This window comes from Pleomorphomonas sp. NRK KF1, assembly GCF_023721755.1.
In the GTDB taxonomy this organism is placed as follows: domain Bacteria; phylum Pseudomonadota; class Alphaproteobacteria; order Rhizobiales; family Pleomorphomonadaceae; genus Pleomorphomonas.
Genome location: NZ_JAMDLH010000002.1, coordinates 378,976 through 395,550 on the forward strand (window position 1 = coordinate 378,976; position 16,575 = coordinate 395,550).

Below are 16,575 nucleotides of genomic sequence, written 5' to 3' on the forward strand. Positions count from 1 at the left end.
CTTGTTCCTTTCGGGTTCTCGGTCAGGGTCACCGCCTCGCGTTCCCTCTGATGTCGGCCACCGATTTCCGGACGATCAACTCCACAGGCAGGCGGGTCATGGCGGGTACCTCGACGCCATCGAGGGAGGCCAGAAGCCGTTCCAGCGCGATGCGGCCCATCTCGGCGATGGGCTGCCTTATGGTGGTGAGAGGCGGATCGAACAGCTCGGCCAGCGGCATGTCGTCGAAGCCGACCAGCGAAATGTCGTCGGGGACACTCAGGCCCAGGTCATGGAGCGCTCCCAGCACGCCGACCGAAAGATAGTCGCTGCAGGCAAGGATCGCCGTCGGTCGCGGCGACATTCGCGCAATGGCGAGCGCCGCCTCATGGCCGAACTCGCGCGTGAACTCCCCGTGCAGCATGCGCGCCTCGTCGACGCGGAGACCATGGGCGGCCATGGTCGCCTTGAAACCTTCCACACGTTCGTTGGCGCTAAGCAGCCCCATCGGACCGGCAATCAGCGCAATGTCGGTGTGACCCATGGCAATCAGATGCTCGGTTGCCAGGCGGGCGCCGATGGCATTTTCCACGAAGATGCGCGGCACTCTGGCGGCCGGAACATCCTCGTCGAGCAGGACGATCCCTTGCCGTCGACCGATCAGGTCTCCCAGGGTGCCGTCGTCGGGCCGGGCCGCGATCATGATGAGACCATCGAAATAGCGGTCGGCGAGTTGGTTGACGGCTTCGATCTCCCTTGCCGGACGGCCACGGGTCGACAGCAGGGTGACGCCATAACCACGCTCTGCGGCCGCCGACTCGATGGCCGAGGCGAGCTCTGCGAAGAACGGGTTGGATATTTCGGGCGTGGCGAGGCAGATCGCCTCGGCCTTACCCTTGGAGAGTCGCTTCGCCAGCGCGTTGGGCCGGTAGCCGAGGCGCCCGACGGCCTCGTCGATGCGATCGGCCGTCGCCTTGGGCAGCACGATCGACCGGTTGAGATGGCGGGAAACGGCGGTCGGAGATACCCCCGCCTCCCGCGCGACTTCGCTCAACGTGACCATGCCACCTCCTCGTGCAAGATCGGCCTAGAGCCGATGCTGGCTCCTGTAGGATTCGATCTGAGCAAGACAGGCCGCCACGATGCCACCGATCAGCCGCCGCCCCTTGTCTGCCGTCGACGGGCAAGGATCGCCGAAGACGCCGCTCTGGTTGAACGCGCTGAGCTGCATCGGCTCGATGCCGAAGGTCGCCGGGAACACCGGATACTCGGCAACGGCTTTCTCCATGCGGACGCTGTCGGGCCGGAGCGCCAGCATCATCGACGTCTCCACCTCGTCGGCATGGAAGAAGCCCGGTCCGGCCGGTGGGCTGTCGCAGATTTCGGCGGCCAGCGCCTCAAGACCCGGATAGTCGAGATGGACGACCTTCAGCCCTTCGCCTTGAAGGATGCGGGCCGCGAGGGCGATCGGCTCCCTGTTTCCGAAATGACCGTTCAAGGTCACCATGACGGGCACGCCCATGCGCCTCAACTCGCGACCAATGTCCAGCACGATGGCTTTCAGCGTTTCCGGCTTCAGCGAGATCGTGCCAAGGAAGCCCGAGTTGTTCCAGGCGTCGCCATAGGCGATGGCCGGCAGAAGCAGGGCACCGAGCGCGTCGGCGATACCGCGCGCCACTCCGCTCGCGAGATCGGTGTCGACCGTGAGCGGCAGGTGATAGCCATGCTGCTCCAGCGCCCCGACCGGCAGAACCGCCCAGGCGCCGCAGGTGATCGCTTCTCCGGCGTCGCGCCAACTTGCGGTGGCAAGATCAATCGCGCCCATCACGGCCTCCAGTCGATGATATCGAGAACGGCGCCCGGAGCGACCGCGCCCAGCAACTCCCTTGTGCTGGCCGCGTAGTCGACGGCGCCTCCGGCTACGGTTCCCAAAGTTGCCCCGATAATCTCGCCGAAGCCGTAGCCGTGGGCGATCAGGTCGACCAGCGCGGCCTGCAACGGCCCCATGGTCGGGTTGAAGGCGACATTCTCGATCGACGCCCCAGCGATCAGGCCGCCATCGGCCATCTGGAGGACCACGGCGCCGGGGCAGCTGCTGTAGGGGGCATGGGCGCGGCGGCCGGCCGCCAGCAGTGCCTCCATGACCGGGCTTGCTGTGGCCTCCGCCGCCGGAGTGAGGCGAGGAAAATTGCAGGCGCCGGGCGAAATGCCGGAATGTCCGAGATAGCGGCTGTCGAACGGCCAGGGATAGAGCTGCTCCAGTGTCAACCGGTGACCGAGCGGATCGATCAGCTCAAGCTGGGGGCCACGCGCAAACTCCGACAGATATTGCCGGCAATGGGCGCAAGGATGGGCCTCGCCGAGCGCGATGCGGCCGATCGTCGTGCCGCGGCTGAAAGCGCGCGTGAGGACGAAGGTTTCGCCATGCAGCGTATAACTGAGGTGGGTTCCGGGAAACTCGACGTTTCCGCCGAGCAGCAGATGGCCGGTTTCGGTCTCGAGGCCGATGGCACCGACCCGAAAGCCGGAGATAGGCGGCCGAGCGATGGTCTGCGCGACGCCGAGGCCGAGCAGCATGACGTCATCGACCCGCGCGAGGCCGAAGCGGTCCATGATTCCGGCGACGTCATCGGCGAACAGGACGCCACCGGCATTGGCAGCGAGCCGGCCGTTCGACGACGAAGCGGCAGTCGCGACGGCTGCGCGCACCGCGGCGCCGACCGAAGCTTCAAGCGCCTCATGCCTTTGTTTGGACGACAGATCCGCCTCGAACGGATTCTTGCTCATTGATCCATCCTCAGTGGAAGCCCTGGGAACGACCGCTCATGGCTTATGCAAATTCCGTGTCGCACATTGATTGTGCACTGGCCTTGTGTTTGCATTTGACAGGCGGCCGGAAATGTCGATAGCTCCGGCAATAAACCGCTTTACCGAAGGCTGGTCAAATGGCTTCTTCGCTCCTTGCCAACGCCACCGTCCTGAGTGTGGACGATCGCAACAGAGTGTTCGCGCCCGGTTGGGTTGCCTTCGACGAAGGCATGATCACCGGCGTTGGCGCGATGCGGGATGTGCCGCCATCGGCGGGTTTCGGCGAGGTGATCGACCTGACGGGGCATCTGGTCATGCCGGGCCTCGTCAACGCCCACACCCACGCGCCGATGGTGCTGTTTCGCGGCTGTTCCGAAGGGCACAGCCTGCTCACCATGGACGGTTGGTACAACTCGATCCGCGAACCTGAACTATCTCTGATTGCGTCCGACATCGGGCCGGCGGTGGCGCTGTCTTGCGCCGAGATGCTGTTGTCGGGAACGACTACCTACTGCGACCAGTATTTCTTCGCCGATGAGGTGGCAGTGGCGGCCGGGCGCTCGGGCATCCGCGCGGTGATCGCCTACGGCATCGTCCAGTTGGGCGACGCCGAGCGCGGTGCCAGCGAACTGCGCAATGCCGCCCGCTTCATCGAACGGCAACGCTCGGCCGATGGACGCATCATTCCCTGGTTCGGGCCCCACGCACCCTATGTCGACAACACCGAGGAACTGATCCGCGCCGAGGTGGAACTGGCCGTCAAGCACGGCTGCGGCCTGCACCTGCACATGGCCTGCGGCCCCGAGGACAACGAGGAAACCTTGCGCCGCTACGGCCTCACCGCCGCCGTGGCGCTCGATCGCGATGGTTTCTTCGCCGGGCGAGTCCACGCCGCCCACTGTCTCGACTTGTCTCCGGAAGACATCGCCGTCTTCGCCAGGGCGCCGGCGGCCTCGGTGGCCCACTGCGCCACGGCCGGCCTCAGGTCGGGTCGCGAAGGCATCTGCCCGGTCGTCGACCTCAAGGCGGCCGGCGTCACGGTGGCGCTCGGCACCGACAATGTCGCGGCCAACAACTCCTACGACATGATCGCCGAGATGCGCGTCGCCGGCCTCGTCGCCTCGCACCGCCAGGGCGTCGCCCAGCCGATCCCGGCCCGCGAGCTGCTGCGCATGGCGACGATCGATGGCGCCAGGGCGCTCGGCCTCGACAATCGCACGGGCTCGCTGGAACCGGGCAAGGCCGCCGACATCGTGGTCGTCGATCTCAACGGTCCCGGATACTCGAAGTCGCCGGATCTCGAGGCCTTGCTGATCTACTCCGGTAGCGGCCGCGATGTGCGGCACGTCTGGGTAGACGGCGAACCACTGGTCCGAGATCGGCAGTTGATTCGACAGGATTTTCGCGAAATCCGCTCGACCTACGATCGAACCTATGATGACTTCTGGGCGCGGGTCCGCGCGGCACGCGAGGTGGCATGAGCGCATGAACAGGCTCATTCTGGATACCGACGGCGGAATTGACGACGCGCAGGCGCTGCTGCTGCTGATCGCCGCGGGGCGCACGCCCTACGCCGTCACCACCGTTTTCGGCAACGTCGGGCTCGATGCGGCGACGGCCAACATCCTGGCGACGCTGGCCGTCGCCGGCATCGAGGTCCCCGTCCACATGGGAGCGCGGAAAGCGATCGCCCAACCGTTGATCGACGCCAAGCACGTCCACGGCGAGGATGGGCTCGGCGGCGCGCCCCGCCCTGCCCGCACGGCCGAACCGGCCGGCGACGACGCGGTGGGTTTTCTCGTCCGCACCTTGCGCGAGGCCGGCTCGGAAGGCCGGAAGGTCGATCTCCTGATGATCGGTCCCCTGACCAACCTGGCGCTGGCGCTCGACGTCGATGCCGCGATCGCCGAGGGCATCGGCCGGCTCACCATCATGGGCGGGACGATCCACGGACGCGGCAACGTGACGCCGGCTGCCGAGTTCAACATCTACGCCGATCCCGAGGCAGCAAAGATCGTCTTCTCCGCCGGCCTCGACACGGTGGTGGTGCCCTGGGAGCCATGCGTCGAGCATCACCTGCCCGGCGCGGAGGTGGACGCGCTGTTCGCCGGCCTTCCGGAGTCGCCGGTCAAGCGGTTCTCCCTGGCGCTGGCCAACCATGCCCGCCAGCGGGTGGCCGGCTTCGGCGGCGGCGATGCCTTCCGTTTCGTCGATCCCTTTGCGGCGGCCGTCGCGGTCGAGCCGGAGATCGTCACCCGATCCATCCGCGCCTCCGTCGACGTGGCGCTGGCGCCCGACATCACCCGCGGCATGACCGTGGTCGACCCCAGCCATCGACTGGGCACGCCGGCCATCACGCTGGTCGAGCGGGCCGACATCCGGCGGCTGACCGAGCTCTATGCCGCCTCGATGACCTTTGAAGCCCAACAATAATAAAAGACCGTCCAGACAGGAGAACAGTGATGACGACCAACATGCTCAGCCGGCGGACGTTCGCCGGCCTCACCCTCGCCGCCGGGCTTGCGCTGCCGTTTGCCGGTTCCCCGGCCCTCGCCGCCGACTACAGCAAGGACAATCCGCTCAAGGTGGCGCTGGTGGTGCACGGAAACCTCGGCGACAAGAGCTTCTTCGACAGCGCCGCCGCCGGCCTCAGGAAGGCGGATGCCGAATTGCCGGTGAAGACCACCGTCATCGAGGCCGGTCTCGATCGCGGCCGCTGGCAGCCCGCGCTCGCCGACGCCGCAGACGGCGACTATGACGTCATCATCGGCGGCACCTGGGAGATGAACGCCTTCATGGCCGAGCTTGCGCCCGAGTATCCGGACAAGAAGTTCATCCTGTTCGATGATGCCCCGGACTTCGCCGCAGCCGATCTCAAGAACATGATGGCCATCCAGTATCGCACGTCGACGGCCGCATACCTCGCCGGCTACGCGGCGGCCAAGGTCTCCAAGACCGGCAAGCTCGGTGAGATCCTCGGCGTCGAGGGCGCGACGGTGGTCGAGTTCGCCGTCGGCTTCGAGCAGGGGGCCAAGGCGGCCAACCCCGATGTCGAGGTGACGCGCGCCGTCGCCGGCTCGTTCACCGACCCGGCCAAGGGCAAGGAGCTGGCGCTCGCCCAGTTCTCGCAAGGCGTCGATGTGGTGTTCCCCATCGCCGGCGGCACCGGCATCGGCGCGTTGCAGGCCGCCCGCGACGGCGGCAAGCTGGCCGTCGGCGTCGACAGCGACCAGGCCGTCATCTTCGAGGCGTCGGACCCGGCCCAGGCCGAGGTCATCTTCACCTCGGTTGAAAAGAGGGTTGGCCAGTCGCTCTACGACACGCTGAAGAAGACGATCGACGGAACCGCTACCTACGGCCAGGTCGTGCTGCTCGGCCTGCAGGACGGCGCCGTCTCGATTTCCAAGAACAAATACTACGAAAAGGTGGTCCCCGCCGATGTGCGCGCCGCGGTCGACGAGCAGGAGAAGAAGATCGTCGCCGGCGAGATCAAGGTCGACACGGTGATGAAGTAAGGCTCGGCGGCCCTGCCTTTCCACGGAGGCGGGGCCGTTTCCATTCGGGGACGGACGACATGGTGCCTCTCATCCAGGCGAAATCGATTTCCAAGACCTATCCGGGCGGCACCCTGGCCAACGACCGCGTCGATCTCACGGTGATGCCCGGTGAGGTGCACGCGGTGATCGGCGAAAACGGTGCCGGCAAGTCGACGCTGATGAAGATCCTGTTCGGCGTCGAGCAGCCGGATTCGGGCGAGCTGATCTACGACGGGAAGCCGGTCGGCTTCGCCAAGCCGCGCGAGGCCATCGACGCCGGCATCGGCATGGTGTTCCAGCACTTCTCGCTGGTGCCATCCTTCTCCGTCTATGAGAACGTCGTACTCGGAGCGGAGCCTCGTACCGGCATACGCTTCGACCGCGAAAAGGCGATCGCCGAGGTGGAGGCGCTGTCCGAAAAGTATCGCCTGAAGGTCGATCCGCTGCCACCGGTCGGGCGCATTCCCGTGGGACAGCAACAGCGCGTCGAGATCCTGAAGGCGCTCTATCGCAATGCCCGGGTGCTGATCCTCGACGAACCGACGGCCGTCCTGGCGCCGCAGGAGGTGGAAGAGCTGTTCGTTGCCGTCCGTTCGCTGGTGGCGCAGGGCAAGACGGTGATTTTCATCGCCCACAAGTTGCCGGAAGTGCTGGAGATTTCCGACCGCATCACCGTGATGCGCGGCGGCCGCACCGTGGGCGAGGTGTTGTCCAGGGACGTTGACGAGCATGGTCTCGCGACCATGATGGTCGGCCGGGAAGTGACGCTGCGCGTGGACCGCGCCAAGGACGAGGGCCCCGTCAGCCTCGAGGTGAAGGGCCTGCACATCCATGGTGAGAGTGGCGCGCCCATCTGCCAGGATCTCAATCTCAGGGTTCGCAAGGGTGAGATCCTCGGTCTGGTCGGCGTCGAAGGAAACGGCCAGTCCGAGCTGATCGAGGCCGTGGCCGGTCTTCGTTCGGTTGCCGATGGCGCCATCTACGTCGATGGCAAGGATCTCCTGCCGCTGGACGTCAAGGCACGCCGCAACATCGGCCTGGCAAGCATTCCCGAGGACCGCATCGCCCGTGGTCTCGCCGTCGGAGCGAGCGTCGCCGAGAACATGGTGGCGACGCGCCTCGATGACGAGCGCTTCGTGCGGCGCGGCCTGCTCGACCTCAAGGCCATCCGCGCCCAGGCCGAACAGCTGATCGGTCGTTTTTCGGTCAAGGTGGGCAGCCCGGCCTCGGCGATCGGAACGCTGTCCGGCGGCAACATGCAGAAGGTCGTGGTGGCGCGCGAACTGGCCGAGCAGCCGAAACTGCTGCTGGTCAACCAGCCGACGCGCGGCGTCGATCTCGGCGCCACCGAGTTCATCTGGAAGTCGATCACCGGCGCCCGCGACGGTGGCGCGGCCGTGCTCCTGTGTTCGGCCGACCTCGGCGAACTGCTGGCGCTGTCGGACCGCCTCGTCGTCTTCTATCGCGGCCGCATCGTCGCCGCTTTCGTCAACTCGGACGAGCTCACGCCAGAGACTCTTGGCCGCTACATGCTCGGCATCGAGACGCAGTCGCCCGAAACCGTGAGAGCTGCCCTCAAATGAGTCTTCGAACCGACCCTCGCTTCAAGGCGGCCGGCAAGGAAATCGGCCGCGCCGTTGCGGCCTTGGCCGTCGCTCTTCTGGTGACCTTTGTCGTGGTGCTGCTCACTTCGCAGGACCCGATCAAGGCCTTCGGGACCTTGCTCACAGCTCCCTTCTCGTCGATGCGGACGACCGGTTTGTGGATCGACGAGGTGGCCAAGCTGACGTTGACCGGCCTTGCCTTCGCGCTGGTTTTCCAGGCACGGCAGTTCTCGATGGGCGTGCAGGGGCAAGTTTACGTCGGTGCGCTGTTTGCGACCTTCATCGCCCTGTCGCCCCTCGGGGCGACCCTCCTCGCCCTGCCCCTCGGGATCCTGGTCGCCATGCTGGCGGGCGCCGCCTACGGCTTCATTCCCGGCTATGCCAAGGCCCGCTTCGGCGCCAACGAGATCGTCTCCTCGCTGATGCTGAACTATCTCGCCATCAAGGTGGTCAACTATCTGATACGAGCCCATCTCGCGCCGACCGGGACCGGCCAGCTGATGACCGAGAAGTTTCCTGCCCAATCCATCTTTCCGGCTCTTCTGCCGAACACACGTTTCGACCTCGGCATCGTCATCGCCGTCCTGTCGGTGGCGGCGGTGTGGTTCCTCCTTTACCGCACGCGCTGGGGCCTGAAGCTGCGGCTCGTCGGCCATAACGCCCGTTTCGCGGAATATGCGGGCATCCCCTCGTCGCTGACCATGATTTCGGCGATGACGGCGGCCGGCGCGATCGGCGGCCTGCTCGGCGCCGTCTACGTGCACGGCCGCGCCTTCGGCCGCCTGGCCATCGACTTCGACGGCAACCTCGCCTTCGAAGGCATCCTGGTGGCGATCGTCGCCCGCGACCGGCCGCTGGTGGTGCCGATCGTCGCGCTGTTCTACGGCTACCTTCGCCAGGGAGCACAGTTGATGGCCATCCGATCCGACGTTCCGTCGGAGGTGATCTCCATCGTGCAGGCCATCATCATCCTGTTGGTCGCCTCTTCCTTCACGATCCCCGGCAAGGCGTTCTGGGTGCGACTGTTCCGCTTCGGCCCCGCTCGTACCGTGGAGGCTGCCGGCAAATGACCGAACTCCTGATCACCGTTTTCTCGGCCACCTTCTTCGTCACGGTCATCCGTACCTCGACGCCGCTGCTGTTTGCCACGCTCGGCGGCCTGATCTCCGATCTCTCCGGCGCGCTCAACGTGGCGCTCGAAGGCATGATGCTGATCTCGGCGCTCACCGCCGTCATCGTCTCGGTTCATGCGCCCTGGTACGTGGCGGTGCTGGCAGGCTTCGCCGCCGGCGGCGTGCTTGGGGCCCTGATGGGCTTCTTCCACCTGCGCCTGAAGGCCGACATCATCCTCGTCGGCTTCGCGGTCAACATCCTGGCGGCCGGCGGCACGGTGTTCGCGCTGTCGCTGGCGACCGGCGGAGACAAGGGCACCTCGATCAATCTGGTCTCCAAGGCCATCCCGACGATCGACCTGCCGTTTCTCGCGGCGATCCCCGGCATCGGCCCGTTGCTGCACAGCCTGCTGTCGGGCCATTCGGCGCTGAGCTGGCTGGCCATCCTCAGCGTGTTCGGCATCTGGTACTTCCTCTACCGCACACCGCCCGGCCTCTGGCTGCGCGGTGTCGGCGAGTACCCGGCGGCGCCGGAGGCGGCCGGCATCCCCGTCGCCAAGGTGCGCTTCTGGAGTCTCGTCGCCTCGGGCCTGCTGGCCGGTCTCGGCGGTGTCCAGCTCGCGATGTTCAACTACGTCGGCTTCACCCGCGACATGACCGCCGGACGCGGCTTCATCGCCCTCGGCGCCGTGCTGCTCGGGGCCCGCCATCCGATCGGTGCCATGTGGGCGGCCCTGCTGTTCGGCGTCTTTGATGCGCTGTCGATCGTCATGCCCAACCTGTTCAGCTGGATCCCGGCCGAACTCATCCAGAGCATCCCGTTCCTGGTGACGATCATCGCCCTGATCCTGTTCTCGCTGCGTGCCCAACGGGCGCGGCGCGTGGCGGCGCCGCTGCGCTCGGCCGACACTTGACGAGGGAGACCGATGAAAGACCTTGCCGGGAAAACGGGCACCCGCGGTATTACAGGGAATAAAGCCCAAGAGGACAGCTCACAACTTGCGGCGCACCGATCTGTTGCATGCCGCGAAGGATCTACCAGGCGTGGAGGGCGTGTCGGGCTTTTTTGCAGTACCGCGTAGGTGGCTGTGATCGCCTTTGAACTGGAAATCAGGAGTCGAGATCCATCGGCTTCAGCGAATAGCTTATGCCCCGCCCTTCATCCGCCAAGCGCCGACATGTGCCGACGGAGCGCCGGCCGTTGGTCCGGGCCGATCGCGAAGTCGTGCCCCTTGGGCTTGAGCTCTATGGCGCGGGCAATCGCGGTGTTCAAGAGGTCGTCGCCCTCCGAGCCGCGCAGGGCCGATCGAAGGTCGGTGCGCTCTTCCTGGCCGAGGCAAGTGTAGAGAACGCCGGTGGCGCTCACCCGAACGCGGTTGCAGGTGTCGCAGAAATTGTGGGTCATCGGCGTGATGAAGCCGAGCCGACCGCCGGTCTCCTCAACGCGGGCATAGCGGGCGGGCCCACCGGAGCGCTCGGCGGTGTCGACCAGGGTGAGGCGGCGCTCGATGAGACGGCGCAACTCGTCGAGCGGCAGATACTGATCCGTCCGGTCGATGCCCACGTCGCCGAGCGGCATGGTCTCGATCAGCGTCAGATCCATTCCGTGCCCGTGGGCGAAGTCGATCAGGTCGAAGATTTCGGTCTCGGTGATGCCCTTGAGCGCCACGGTGTTGAGCTTGATCTTGAGGCCGGCCTCCCTCGCCGCGCGCAGGCCGTCCATCACCGCACCAAGCTGGCCGCGACGGGTGAGGAGCCGAAACCGGTCGGCATCGAGCGTGTCGAGCGACACGTTGACACGCTTGACGCCGGCGGCGGCCAGCGCCTCTGCATGATTGGCGAGCTGCGTGCCATTCGTGGTCAGCGTAAGCTCTTTGAGCGCCCCACCCTGCAAGTGCCGGGACAGCGACCGGAACAGCGCCAAGATGTCCTTGCGCACCAGCGGTTCGCCGCCGGTTATCCTGATCTTGTTGATGCCCCTGGCAACGAAGGCCGACGCCAGCCGGTCGAGTTCCTCGAGCGTCAGGAGGTCCCGCTTGGGCACGAACTGCATGTCCTCGGCCATGCAGTAGACACAGCGCAGATCGCAGCGATCGGTCACGGACAGGCGAAGATAACGGATGGTGCGGCCAAAGCGATCGGTCAGCGCACAAGTCACGACGGCACTCCCTGAAATTCCGGGGGGTGGAAAGGCAGCACTTCAAGCCGGTCGCCGGCCCTGAGCGGGGCGTTGGCGGCGACAACGATCGCCAGGGCATCGGCGGCAAGGAGCGGCATCAGGCGATGCGATCCCGGCTGTCCGACGCGGCGGGCAGTGAGCTGGCCGGAAACCGTTTCGAGCGCGACCGGAACGAGCTCGGTCTTCTCCGGCGGACGCCCGGTGGCGAAGGCGGACAGGGCCATGATGGGCGCGCGCCGGCGGCGCCCCGAAAGGGCCGCGATCATCGGCCGCGCGAAGACCAGCGCGCAGAAGGCCGCCGCCTGCGGGTTGCCCGGCAATCCGACGAAGGCGGCGCCGCCGACCCTGCCGAGGGCGAGCGGCTTTCCCGGCTTGATGGCGACCGAGGATACGGCGATCGTTCCTCCGACCGCCGCCAGGGCGGCGCGCACGAGATCGCGATCGCCGGAGGACATGCCGGCCGAGGTCACGATGAGATCGGCTTGGCGGCTGGCATCGGCGAGCCGCTCGGTGAGGGTGTCGTAGCTGTCGCCCACCGTCGTCCTGGTCACGTCGACGCCGCTGTCGGCCAGCAAGGCCATCAACATGGGGCCGTTGGAATCGTAGATGCCCGCCGCCGACAGCGTCTCACCGGCGCTGCGCAGCTCCGCACCGGTGGTCAATATGGACACCCGGATGGGCGAGGTTACCCGCACAGATCCGATGCCGAGCGCCGCCAGGGCGGCAATCTCGGGCCAGGCAAGCCGCCTGCCCTTTGTCAGAACCGTCTGGCCGCGCGCGATGTCTTCGCCAGCCTTGCGGATGTGTCCCTCGGGCTTGGCGGAACCAAGCATCGCCACCCCCTCACCGGCGATGATGGTCTCCTCGTAAGGAACGACCGTGTCCGCTCCCGCTGGCAGGCTGGCCCCGGTCATGATGCGATGGGCGCAGTTGGGCGTCAGTCGGGCCTGCGCGTCGCCGGCATGGGTCACTCCATCGATGCGCAGCGGACCGGCCGCGACATCGGCGAAGCGGACCGCATAGCCATCCATGGCCGCCTGATCGAAGGCGGGCAGATCGCGCGGTGCGACGATCGTTTCGGCGAGAACGCGCCCGAGCGCCGCGCCGAGCGGCACCGTCTCGCTTCGCTCAACCGGAGCCGCGAGACGCAGGGCCTCACGACGGGCGTCCTCGAAAGACCGCATGCCCTGGGTGACGGGGCGGAATGGGAAGGCTTCGGGCGCGTGAAAGGTCATGTCGCCACTCCCCTGTTGGCCGGCAAAATGGCTTCCAGGATGGCGCGCATGGCTGCGAGGCTCGGATCTTCCGACCGGTTCATGATGCCGACGAGCTGAAGCCAGGTATCGTCCGAAGCTTCGTCGACGAAGGTGCGGACCGATGCCGCGAGGTAGGCCTGGGGCGTCAGTCCCTCCGCTTCAGCGGATCGGCCGATACGGGCGAGCAGGTCCGGGGCGTCGAGAGCGGCGACGAGGCCGAGGACGACGTTCGGATCGTCGAGATCGTCAATGATCTTGCCTAGCATGTCGTTCTCACTGGACGAGTGGCTGGGTGGAACCGGTCAGATCGAAGCCGTCGATGTGCGCCCGGCCGATCAGTTGGGAGATGTATTGGGCGCTGGCCCGCCGCTCGACCCGCTCGGCGAGGTAATCGGCGATGCGCTCTTTCACCGCCTCGAAGGGCAGCTGTTCCCCGTCGATCTTGCGATCGAGGCGGATCAGGTGCACCCCATAGCGGGTCTCGACCGGAGCCGAGAGCTCTTCCGGCGACAGCGTATCCAGCGCGGTCTCGAACTCCGGCGTGGTTTCGCCGGGGGCGATCTGACCGAGCGCGCCGCCCACCTTGGCCGACGGGCAGTCGGAGAGGGATTGGGCGAACTCGGCAAAGCGCTGCGGCTGCAGGACGAGCTGTTCGCGCAAGGCGGCGGCCTTGTCGCGCGCCGCGGCGAAGGCGTCGCCCTCGTCCCGTCGGGCGGCGAACAGGATGTGGCTGGCGGCATAGAGCGGCGGCGTCACGAAGCGCCGGTGGTTGTTGTCGTAATAGCGGCGCAGCGTTTCTTCGTCGGCGGTAGGAACGGGCGCCTCACTGGCCATCAGCTCTCTGATGAGGGCGTCCTCTTCGGTCTCGCGGCGGCCCTCGGCGTCGGTTTCCAGCGCGGCGACGATGCCGAGGCGGCGCGCCTCGGCCAGCAGTACCTCGCGCACGATCAGCGCAGTCGCCGCCTCGCGAAGCGCCCTCTCGGCATCGTCTCCGGGGTGGTTCTGCATCTCCGCCGCGATGGCCTTGCGGTCGATCACCACCCCGTTGACGGTGATGCGCGGAAAGGACGGACGCTGGCCGGGGCGGTCCTTACGGTCGGCCGTGTCGGCGGTCGCGGACCGGGGTGGATGCTTGCGATGATCGATGTCGATGGCGGCCATGTCCGTCACTCCCCTGCCGAGCGTGGGACGGAGCTTTTCGCCACGCCGACCCTGAGGTTGCGGCGCGTGCGCACCACCTGATAGCCGGTTCTGCCGAGGTACCAGATGGGCGCGCTCCAGACGTGCACCAGACGGGTGAACGGGAACACCAGGAAGATCGTCAGGCCGAGCAGGATGTGGGTCTTGAAGATCCAGTGGACGTCGGCGAGATAGGCCGCCGCCGAGGGCTGGGCGGTGACGATGCCCTGGGCCCAGGCCATCAGCTTCACCATCTCGTGGCCGTCGAGATTGTGCGCCGACACGAAGATCGACGACAGGCCGAGCGTCAACTGCGCCCAGAGCAGCAGCAGGATGGCGATGTCGGAAAAGCTGGAGGTCTTACGGATGCGCGGGTCGAACAGCCGGCGGTGCGCAAGCAGCGCGATGCCGACAAAGCAGGCGACCCCGGCGATGCCGCCGACCGTCATGGCCAGGAGCTGTTTAAATGTGTGGCTGATGCCGAGCGCGTCGAACACCCCCACCGGCGTCAGAAGCCCGACGAAATGGCCGCCGAAGATGATCAGGATGCCGACATGGAACAGGTTGGAGCCCCAGAACAGCTGGCGCCGGCGCAGAAGCTGCGACGAGCCGGTCTTCCAGGTGTACTGCTCGCGATCGAAGCGGATCAGGCTGCCGAGCGCGAACACGGTGAGGCAGACATAGGGGTACCAGCCGAAGAGGGCGCTGTTGATGTAGTCAGACATGGTTGGTCTCCTCGGTGCGAGGATCGCGGCGGGCGGCGCGGATGCGGCTCATGGTGCGGTCGGACGAGCAGCCGGGCGCGGCGTCCGGCCCGAAGACCACCGGGTCCTCGGCCCAGTCGGCGTCGATATCCATGGGGGCGGCAAGTTCCACCGGTTCGGCGTTGGCGCTGCCCGACAGTGCGAGCAAGGCGCCGAACACGCCGGCATAGGTCGAGCCGCGGGCGACAAGACGCTCGCGCAGGGCGGCGACGATCGGCGCGATGTCGGTCAGCAGCTGGCGTGCTTCGGCGAAGGGCCGCGTCGAGGCGTATTCGAGAAGGAGCGGCAGGTAGTCCGGCAGTTCGTTCGCCGTCATGGTCAGCCCGCCCCGCTCGTAGAGCGCGGCGAGATCCACCATGGCCTGACCACGGTCGCGGCTTTCGCCGTGCACGTGCTCGAACAGGTTGAGCGTCAGGGAGCGGGAGCGGTCGAACAGCTCGACGTAGCGTTCCTGCAGGCCATAGAGGTCGCCGTTGCGTAGTTCGTCGAGCAGCGGCCAAAGATCGGCACGCTCGCGCGCCGACACCTGCCCCTCGTCGACTAGCACGGTGCCGATGTCGGCAATAGCCGCGCGCAGGTCTTCCGTCGGATAGGCGAGAAGCGCCGAAAGTGCCCTCAGCGTGTTGGACATCACAGCACCTCCATCGGGTTCTTGGCCTTCTTCAACTTGGCGGTGGAGAACAGGTTGGTGTCGCTGTCGCCACCCGAGCAGCCGTTGCCGAAGGAGAAGCCACAGGAGCCGCGCAGGCTGAGCGCGTCGTCGTTGGTTTCGCGATGGTTGGTCGGGATGACGAAGCGATCCTCGTAGTTGGCGATTGCCATCACCTGGTACATGTCCTCGATGGTCGCGCCGGACAGGCCGACGCTGGCGGCGAGCGTTTCGTCAATGACACCGTCGACCGTCTTGCCGCGCATGTAGGCCCGCATGGCCAGCATGCGCTCGAGGGCAAGCGTCACCGGCTCTTCCTTGCCGGCGGTCAGGAGGTTGGCGAGGTAGCGGACGGGAATGCGCAGGCTGCGGACGTCCGGCATGCCGTTGGTCTCGCCGATGCGGCCGGCGGCGGCGGCCGACTGGATGGGCGACAGCGGCGGCACGTACCAGACCATCGGCAGCGTGCGGTATTCGGGATGCAGCGGGAAGGCGACCCTCCACTCCATCGCCATCTTCCAGATCGGCGACTTGCGGGCCGCCTCGATCCACGCTTCCGGCACGCCGTCGGCGCGGGCCTGGGCGATCACCGAGGGATCCTTGGGGTCGAGGAACAGCTTCAGTTGCTCCTCGTAGAGGTCCTGCTCGTTCTCGGTCGAAGCAGCGGCCTCGATGCGATCGGCGTCGTAAAGCAGCACGCCGAGATAGCGGATGCGGCCGACGCAGGTTTCCGAGCAGACGGTCGGCTGGCCGGACTCGATGCGCGGATAGCAGAAGATGCATTTCTCGGATTTGCCCGAGGACCAGTTGTAGTAGATCTTCTTGTAGGGGCAGCCGGAGACGCACATGCGCCAGCCACGGCACTTGTCCTGATCGATCAGGACGATGCCGTCTTCCTCGCGCTTGTAGATGGCGCCCGAGGGACAGGAGGCGGCGCAGGTCGGGTTGAGGCAGTGCTCGCACAGGCGCGGCAGATACATCATGAAGGTGTTTTCGAATTCACCGTAGATGTCCTTCTGGACGCCCTCGAAGTTGATGTCCTTGGACCGCCGGGCGAACTCGCCGCCAAGGATTTCCTCCCAGTTGGGGCCCCACTCGATCTTCTCCATCCGCTCGCCGGTGATGGCCGAGCGCGGACGGGCGGTCGGGAAGGCCTTGGATTCCCTGGCGTTGTGAAGATGCTCGTAGTCGAAGGTGAACGGCTCGTAGTAGTCGTCGATCTCCGGCAGGTCGGGATTGGCGAAGATGTTGGCCAGAACCCGCCACTTGGCGCCGATCCTCGGCTCGATCTTGCCGTTCTTCTTGCGGCGCCAGCCGCCGTTCCAGCGTTTCTGGTTCTCCCACTCGCGCGGGTAGCCGATGCCAGGCTTGGTCTCGACGTTGTTGAACCAGGCGTATTCGACGCCTTCGCGGCTGGTCCAGACGTTCTTGCAAGTGACCGAACAGGTGTGACAGCCGATGCACTTGTCGAGGTTCAGCACCATGGCGATCTGGGCGCGGATCTTCATG

General features: G+C 66.4%; 16 protein-coding genes. 6 read left to right on the top strand and 10 right to left on the bottom strand.

All coding sequences use genetic code 11. The annotated features are described in order from the left end of the window. Positions 1-28 precede the first annotated feature (28 nt). The 3 genes from M4J39_RS07120 to M4J39_RS07130 are packed head-to-tail and all read right to left on the bottom strand — an operon-like array spanning position 29 to position 2,766. A complete protein-coding gene (locus M4J39_RS07120) occupies positions 29-1,042 on the bottom strand; it encodes a LacI family DNA-binding transcriptional regulator (protein WP_251727129.1) in 1,014 nt (337 codons plus the stop codon). 24 nt (positions 1,043-1,066) lie between these two features. Continuing rightward, a complete protein-coding gene (locus tag M4J39_RS07125; RefSeq protein WP_251727130.1) occupies positions 1,067-1,804 on the bottom strand; it encodes a creatininase family protein in 738 nt (245 codons plus the stop codon). Further along, a complete protein-coding gene (locus M4J39_RS07130) occupies positions 1,804-2,766 on the bottom strand; it encodes a hypothetical protein (protein WP_251727131.1) in 963 nt (320 codons plus the stop codon). Before M4J39_RS07130 ends, M4J39_RS07125 begins: the two co-directional genes overlap by 1 nt. A gap of 158 nt (positions 2,767-2,924) precedes the next feature. Here M4J39_RS07130 and M4J39_RS07135 point away from each other — a divergent pair, with 158 nt between their 5' ends. Genes M4J39_RS07135 through M4J39_RS07160 form a run of 6 tightly spaced genes read left to right on the top strand, consistent with a single transcriptional unit; the run spans position 2,925 to position 9,953 of the window. Continuing rightward, complete coding sequence (locus tag M4J39_RS07135; protein ID WP_251727132.1) at positions 2,925-4,268, top strand: amidohydrolase family protein; 1,344 nt, start codon at positions 2,925-2,927, stop codon at positions 4,266-4,268. A gap of 4 nt (positions 4,269-4,272) precedes the next feature. Continuing rightward, positions 4,273-5,220 (top strand): nucleoside hydrolase, encoded by a 948-nt coding sequence (locus M4J39_RS07140; protein ID WP_251727133.1) that lies wholly within the window; start codon positions 4,273-4,275, stop codon positions 5,218-5,220. Positions 5,221-5,249: 29 nt separating this feature from the next. Beyond that, the gene (locus M4J39_RS07145; RefSeq protein WP_251727134.1) at positions 5,250-6,302 is read left to right on the top strand and encodes a BMP family protein; all 1,053 of its coding nucleotides are present in this window, start codon (positions 5,250-5,252) and stop codon (positions 6,300-6,302) included. Positions 6,303-6,361: 59 nt separating this feature from the next. Further along, a complete protein-coding gene (locus tag M4J39_RS07150) occupies positions 6,362-7,906 on the top strand; it encodes an ABC transporter ATP-binding protein (protein WP_251727135.1) in 1,545 nt (514 codons plus the stop codon). Then, entirely contained in the window at positions 7,903-8,997 is a 1,095-nt protein-coding gene (locus M4J39_RS07155; RefSeq protein WP_251727136.1) for an ABC transporter permease, read from the top strand. Before M4J39_RS07150 ends, M4J39_RS07155 begins: the two co-directional genes overlap by 4 nt. Then, positions 8,994-9,953: an ABC transporter permease gene (locus tag M4J39_RS07160; protein WP_251727137.1), complete on the top strand. Its 960-nt coding sequence runs from the start codon at positions 8,994-8,996 to the stop codon at positions 9,951-9,953. Before M4J39_RS07155 ends, M4J39_RS07160 begins: the two co-directional genes overlap by 4 nt. 245 nt (positions 9,954-10,198) lie before the next feature. On the opposite strand, the gene moaA is transcribed toward M4J39_RS07160, so the two are convergent. From moaA to narH, 7 genes are read right to left on the bottom strand one after another with little or no spacing between them, the layout of a single operon-like run. Continuing rightward, positions 10,199-11,197, bottom strand: a complete 999-nt coding sequence (gene moaA, locus M4J39_RS07165; protein WP_251727138.1) for a GTP 3',8-cyclase MoaA — start codon at positions 11,195-11,197, stop codon at positions 10,199-10,201. Further along, positions 11,194-12,453 carry a gephyrin-like molybdotransferase Glp gene (gene glp / locus M4J39_RS07170; protein WP_251727139.1) on the bottom strand — a complete coding sequence of 420 codons (1,260 nt, stop codon included), beginning with the start codon at positions 12,451-12,453 and terminating at the stop codon, positions 11,194-11,196. Before glp ends, moaA begins: the two co-directional genes overlap by 4 nt. Beyond that, positions 12,450-12,740 carry a hypothetical protein gene (locus tag M4J39_RS07175; protein ID WP_100083628.1) on the bottom strand — a complete coding sequence of 97 codons (291 nt, stop codon included), beginning with the start codon at positions 12,738-12,740 and terminating at the stop codon, positions 12,450-12,452. Before M4J39_RS07175 ends, glp begins: the two co-directional genes overlap by 4 nt. Before the next feature lie 7 nt (positions 12,741-12,747). Then, a complete protein-coding gene (locus M4J39_RS07180) occupies positions 12,748-13,635 on the bottom strand; it encodes a peptidylprolyl isomerase (RefSeq protein ID WP_251727140.1) in 888 nt (295 codons plus the stop codon). Positions 13,636-13,640: 5 nt separating this feature from the next. Further along, positions 13,641-14,378 carry a respiratory nitrate reductase subunit gamma gene (gene narI, locus M4J39_RS07185; RefSeq protein WP_251727141.1) on the bottom strand — a complete coding sequence of 246 codons (738 nt, stop codon included), beginning with the start codon at positions 14,376-14,378 and terminating at the stop codon, positions 13,641-13,643. Further along, the gene (gene narJ, locus M4J39_RS07190; RefSeq protein ID WP_251727142.1) at positions 14,371-15,048 is read right to left on the bottom strand and encodes a nitrate reductase molybdenum cofactor assembly chaperone; all 678 of its coding nucleotides are present in this window, start codon (positions 15,046-15,048) and stop codon (positions 14,371-14,373) included. The genes narI and narJ overlap by 8 nt, the downstream gene beginning before the upstream one ends. Beyond that, positions 15,048-16,574: a nitrate reductase subunit beta gene (narH, locus tag M4J39_RS07195; RefSeq protein WP_251727143.1), complete on the bottom strand. Its 1,527-nt coding sequence runs from the start codon at positions 16,572-16,574 to the stop codon at positions 15,048-15,050. The genes narJ and narH overlap by 1 nt, the downstream gene beginning before the upstream one ends. Position 16,575 lies beyond the last annotated feature (1 nt).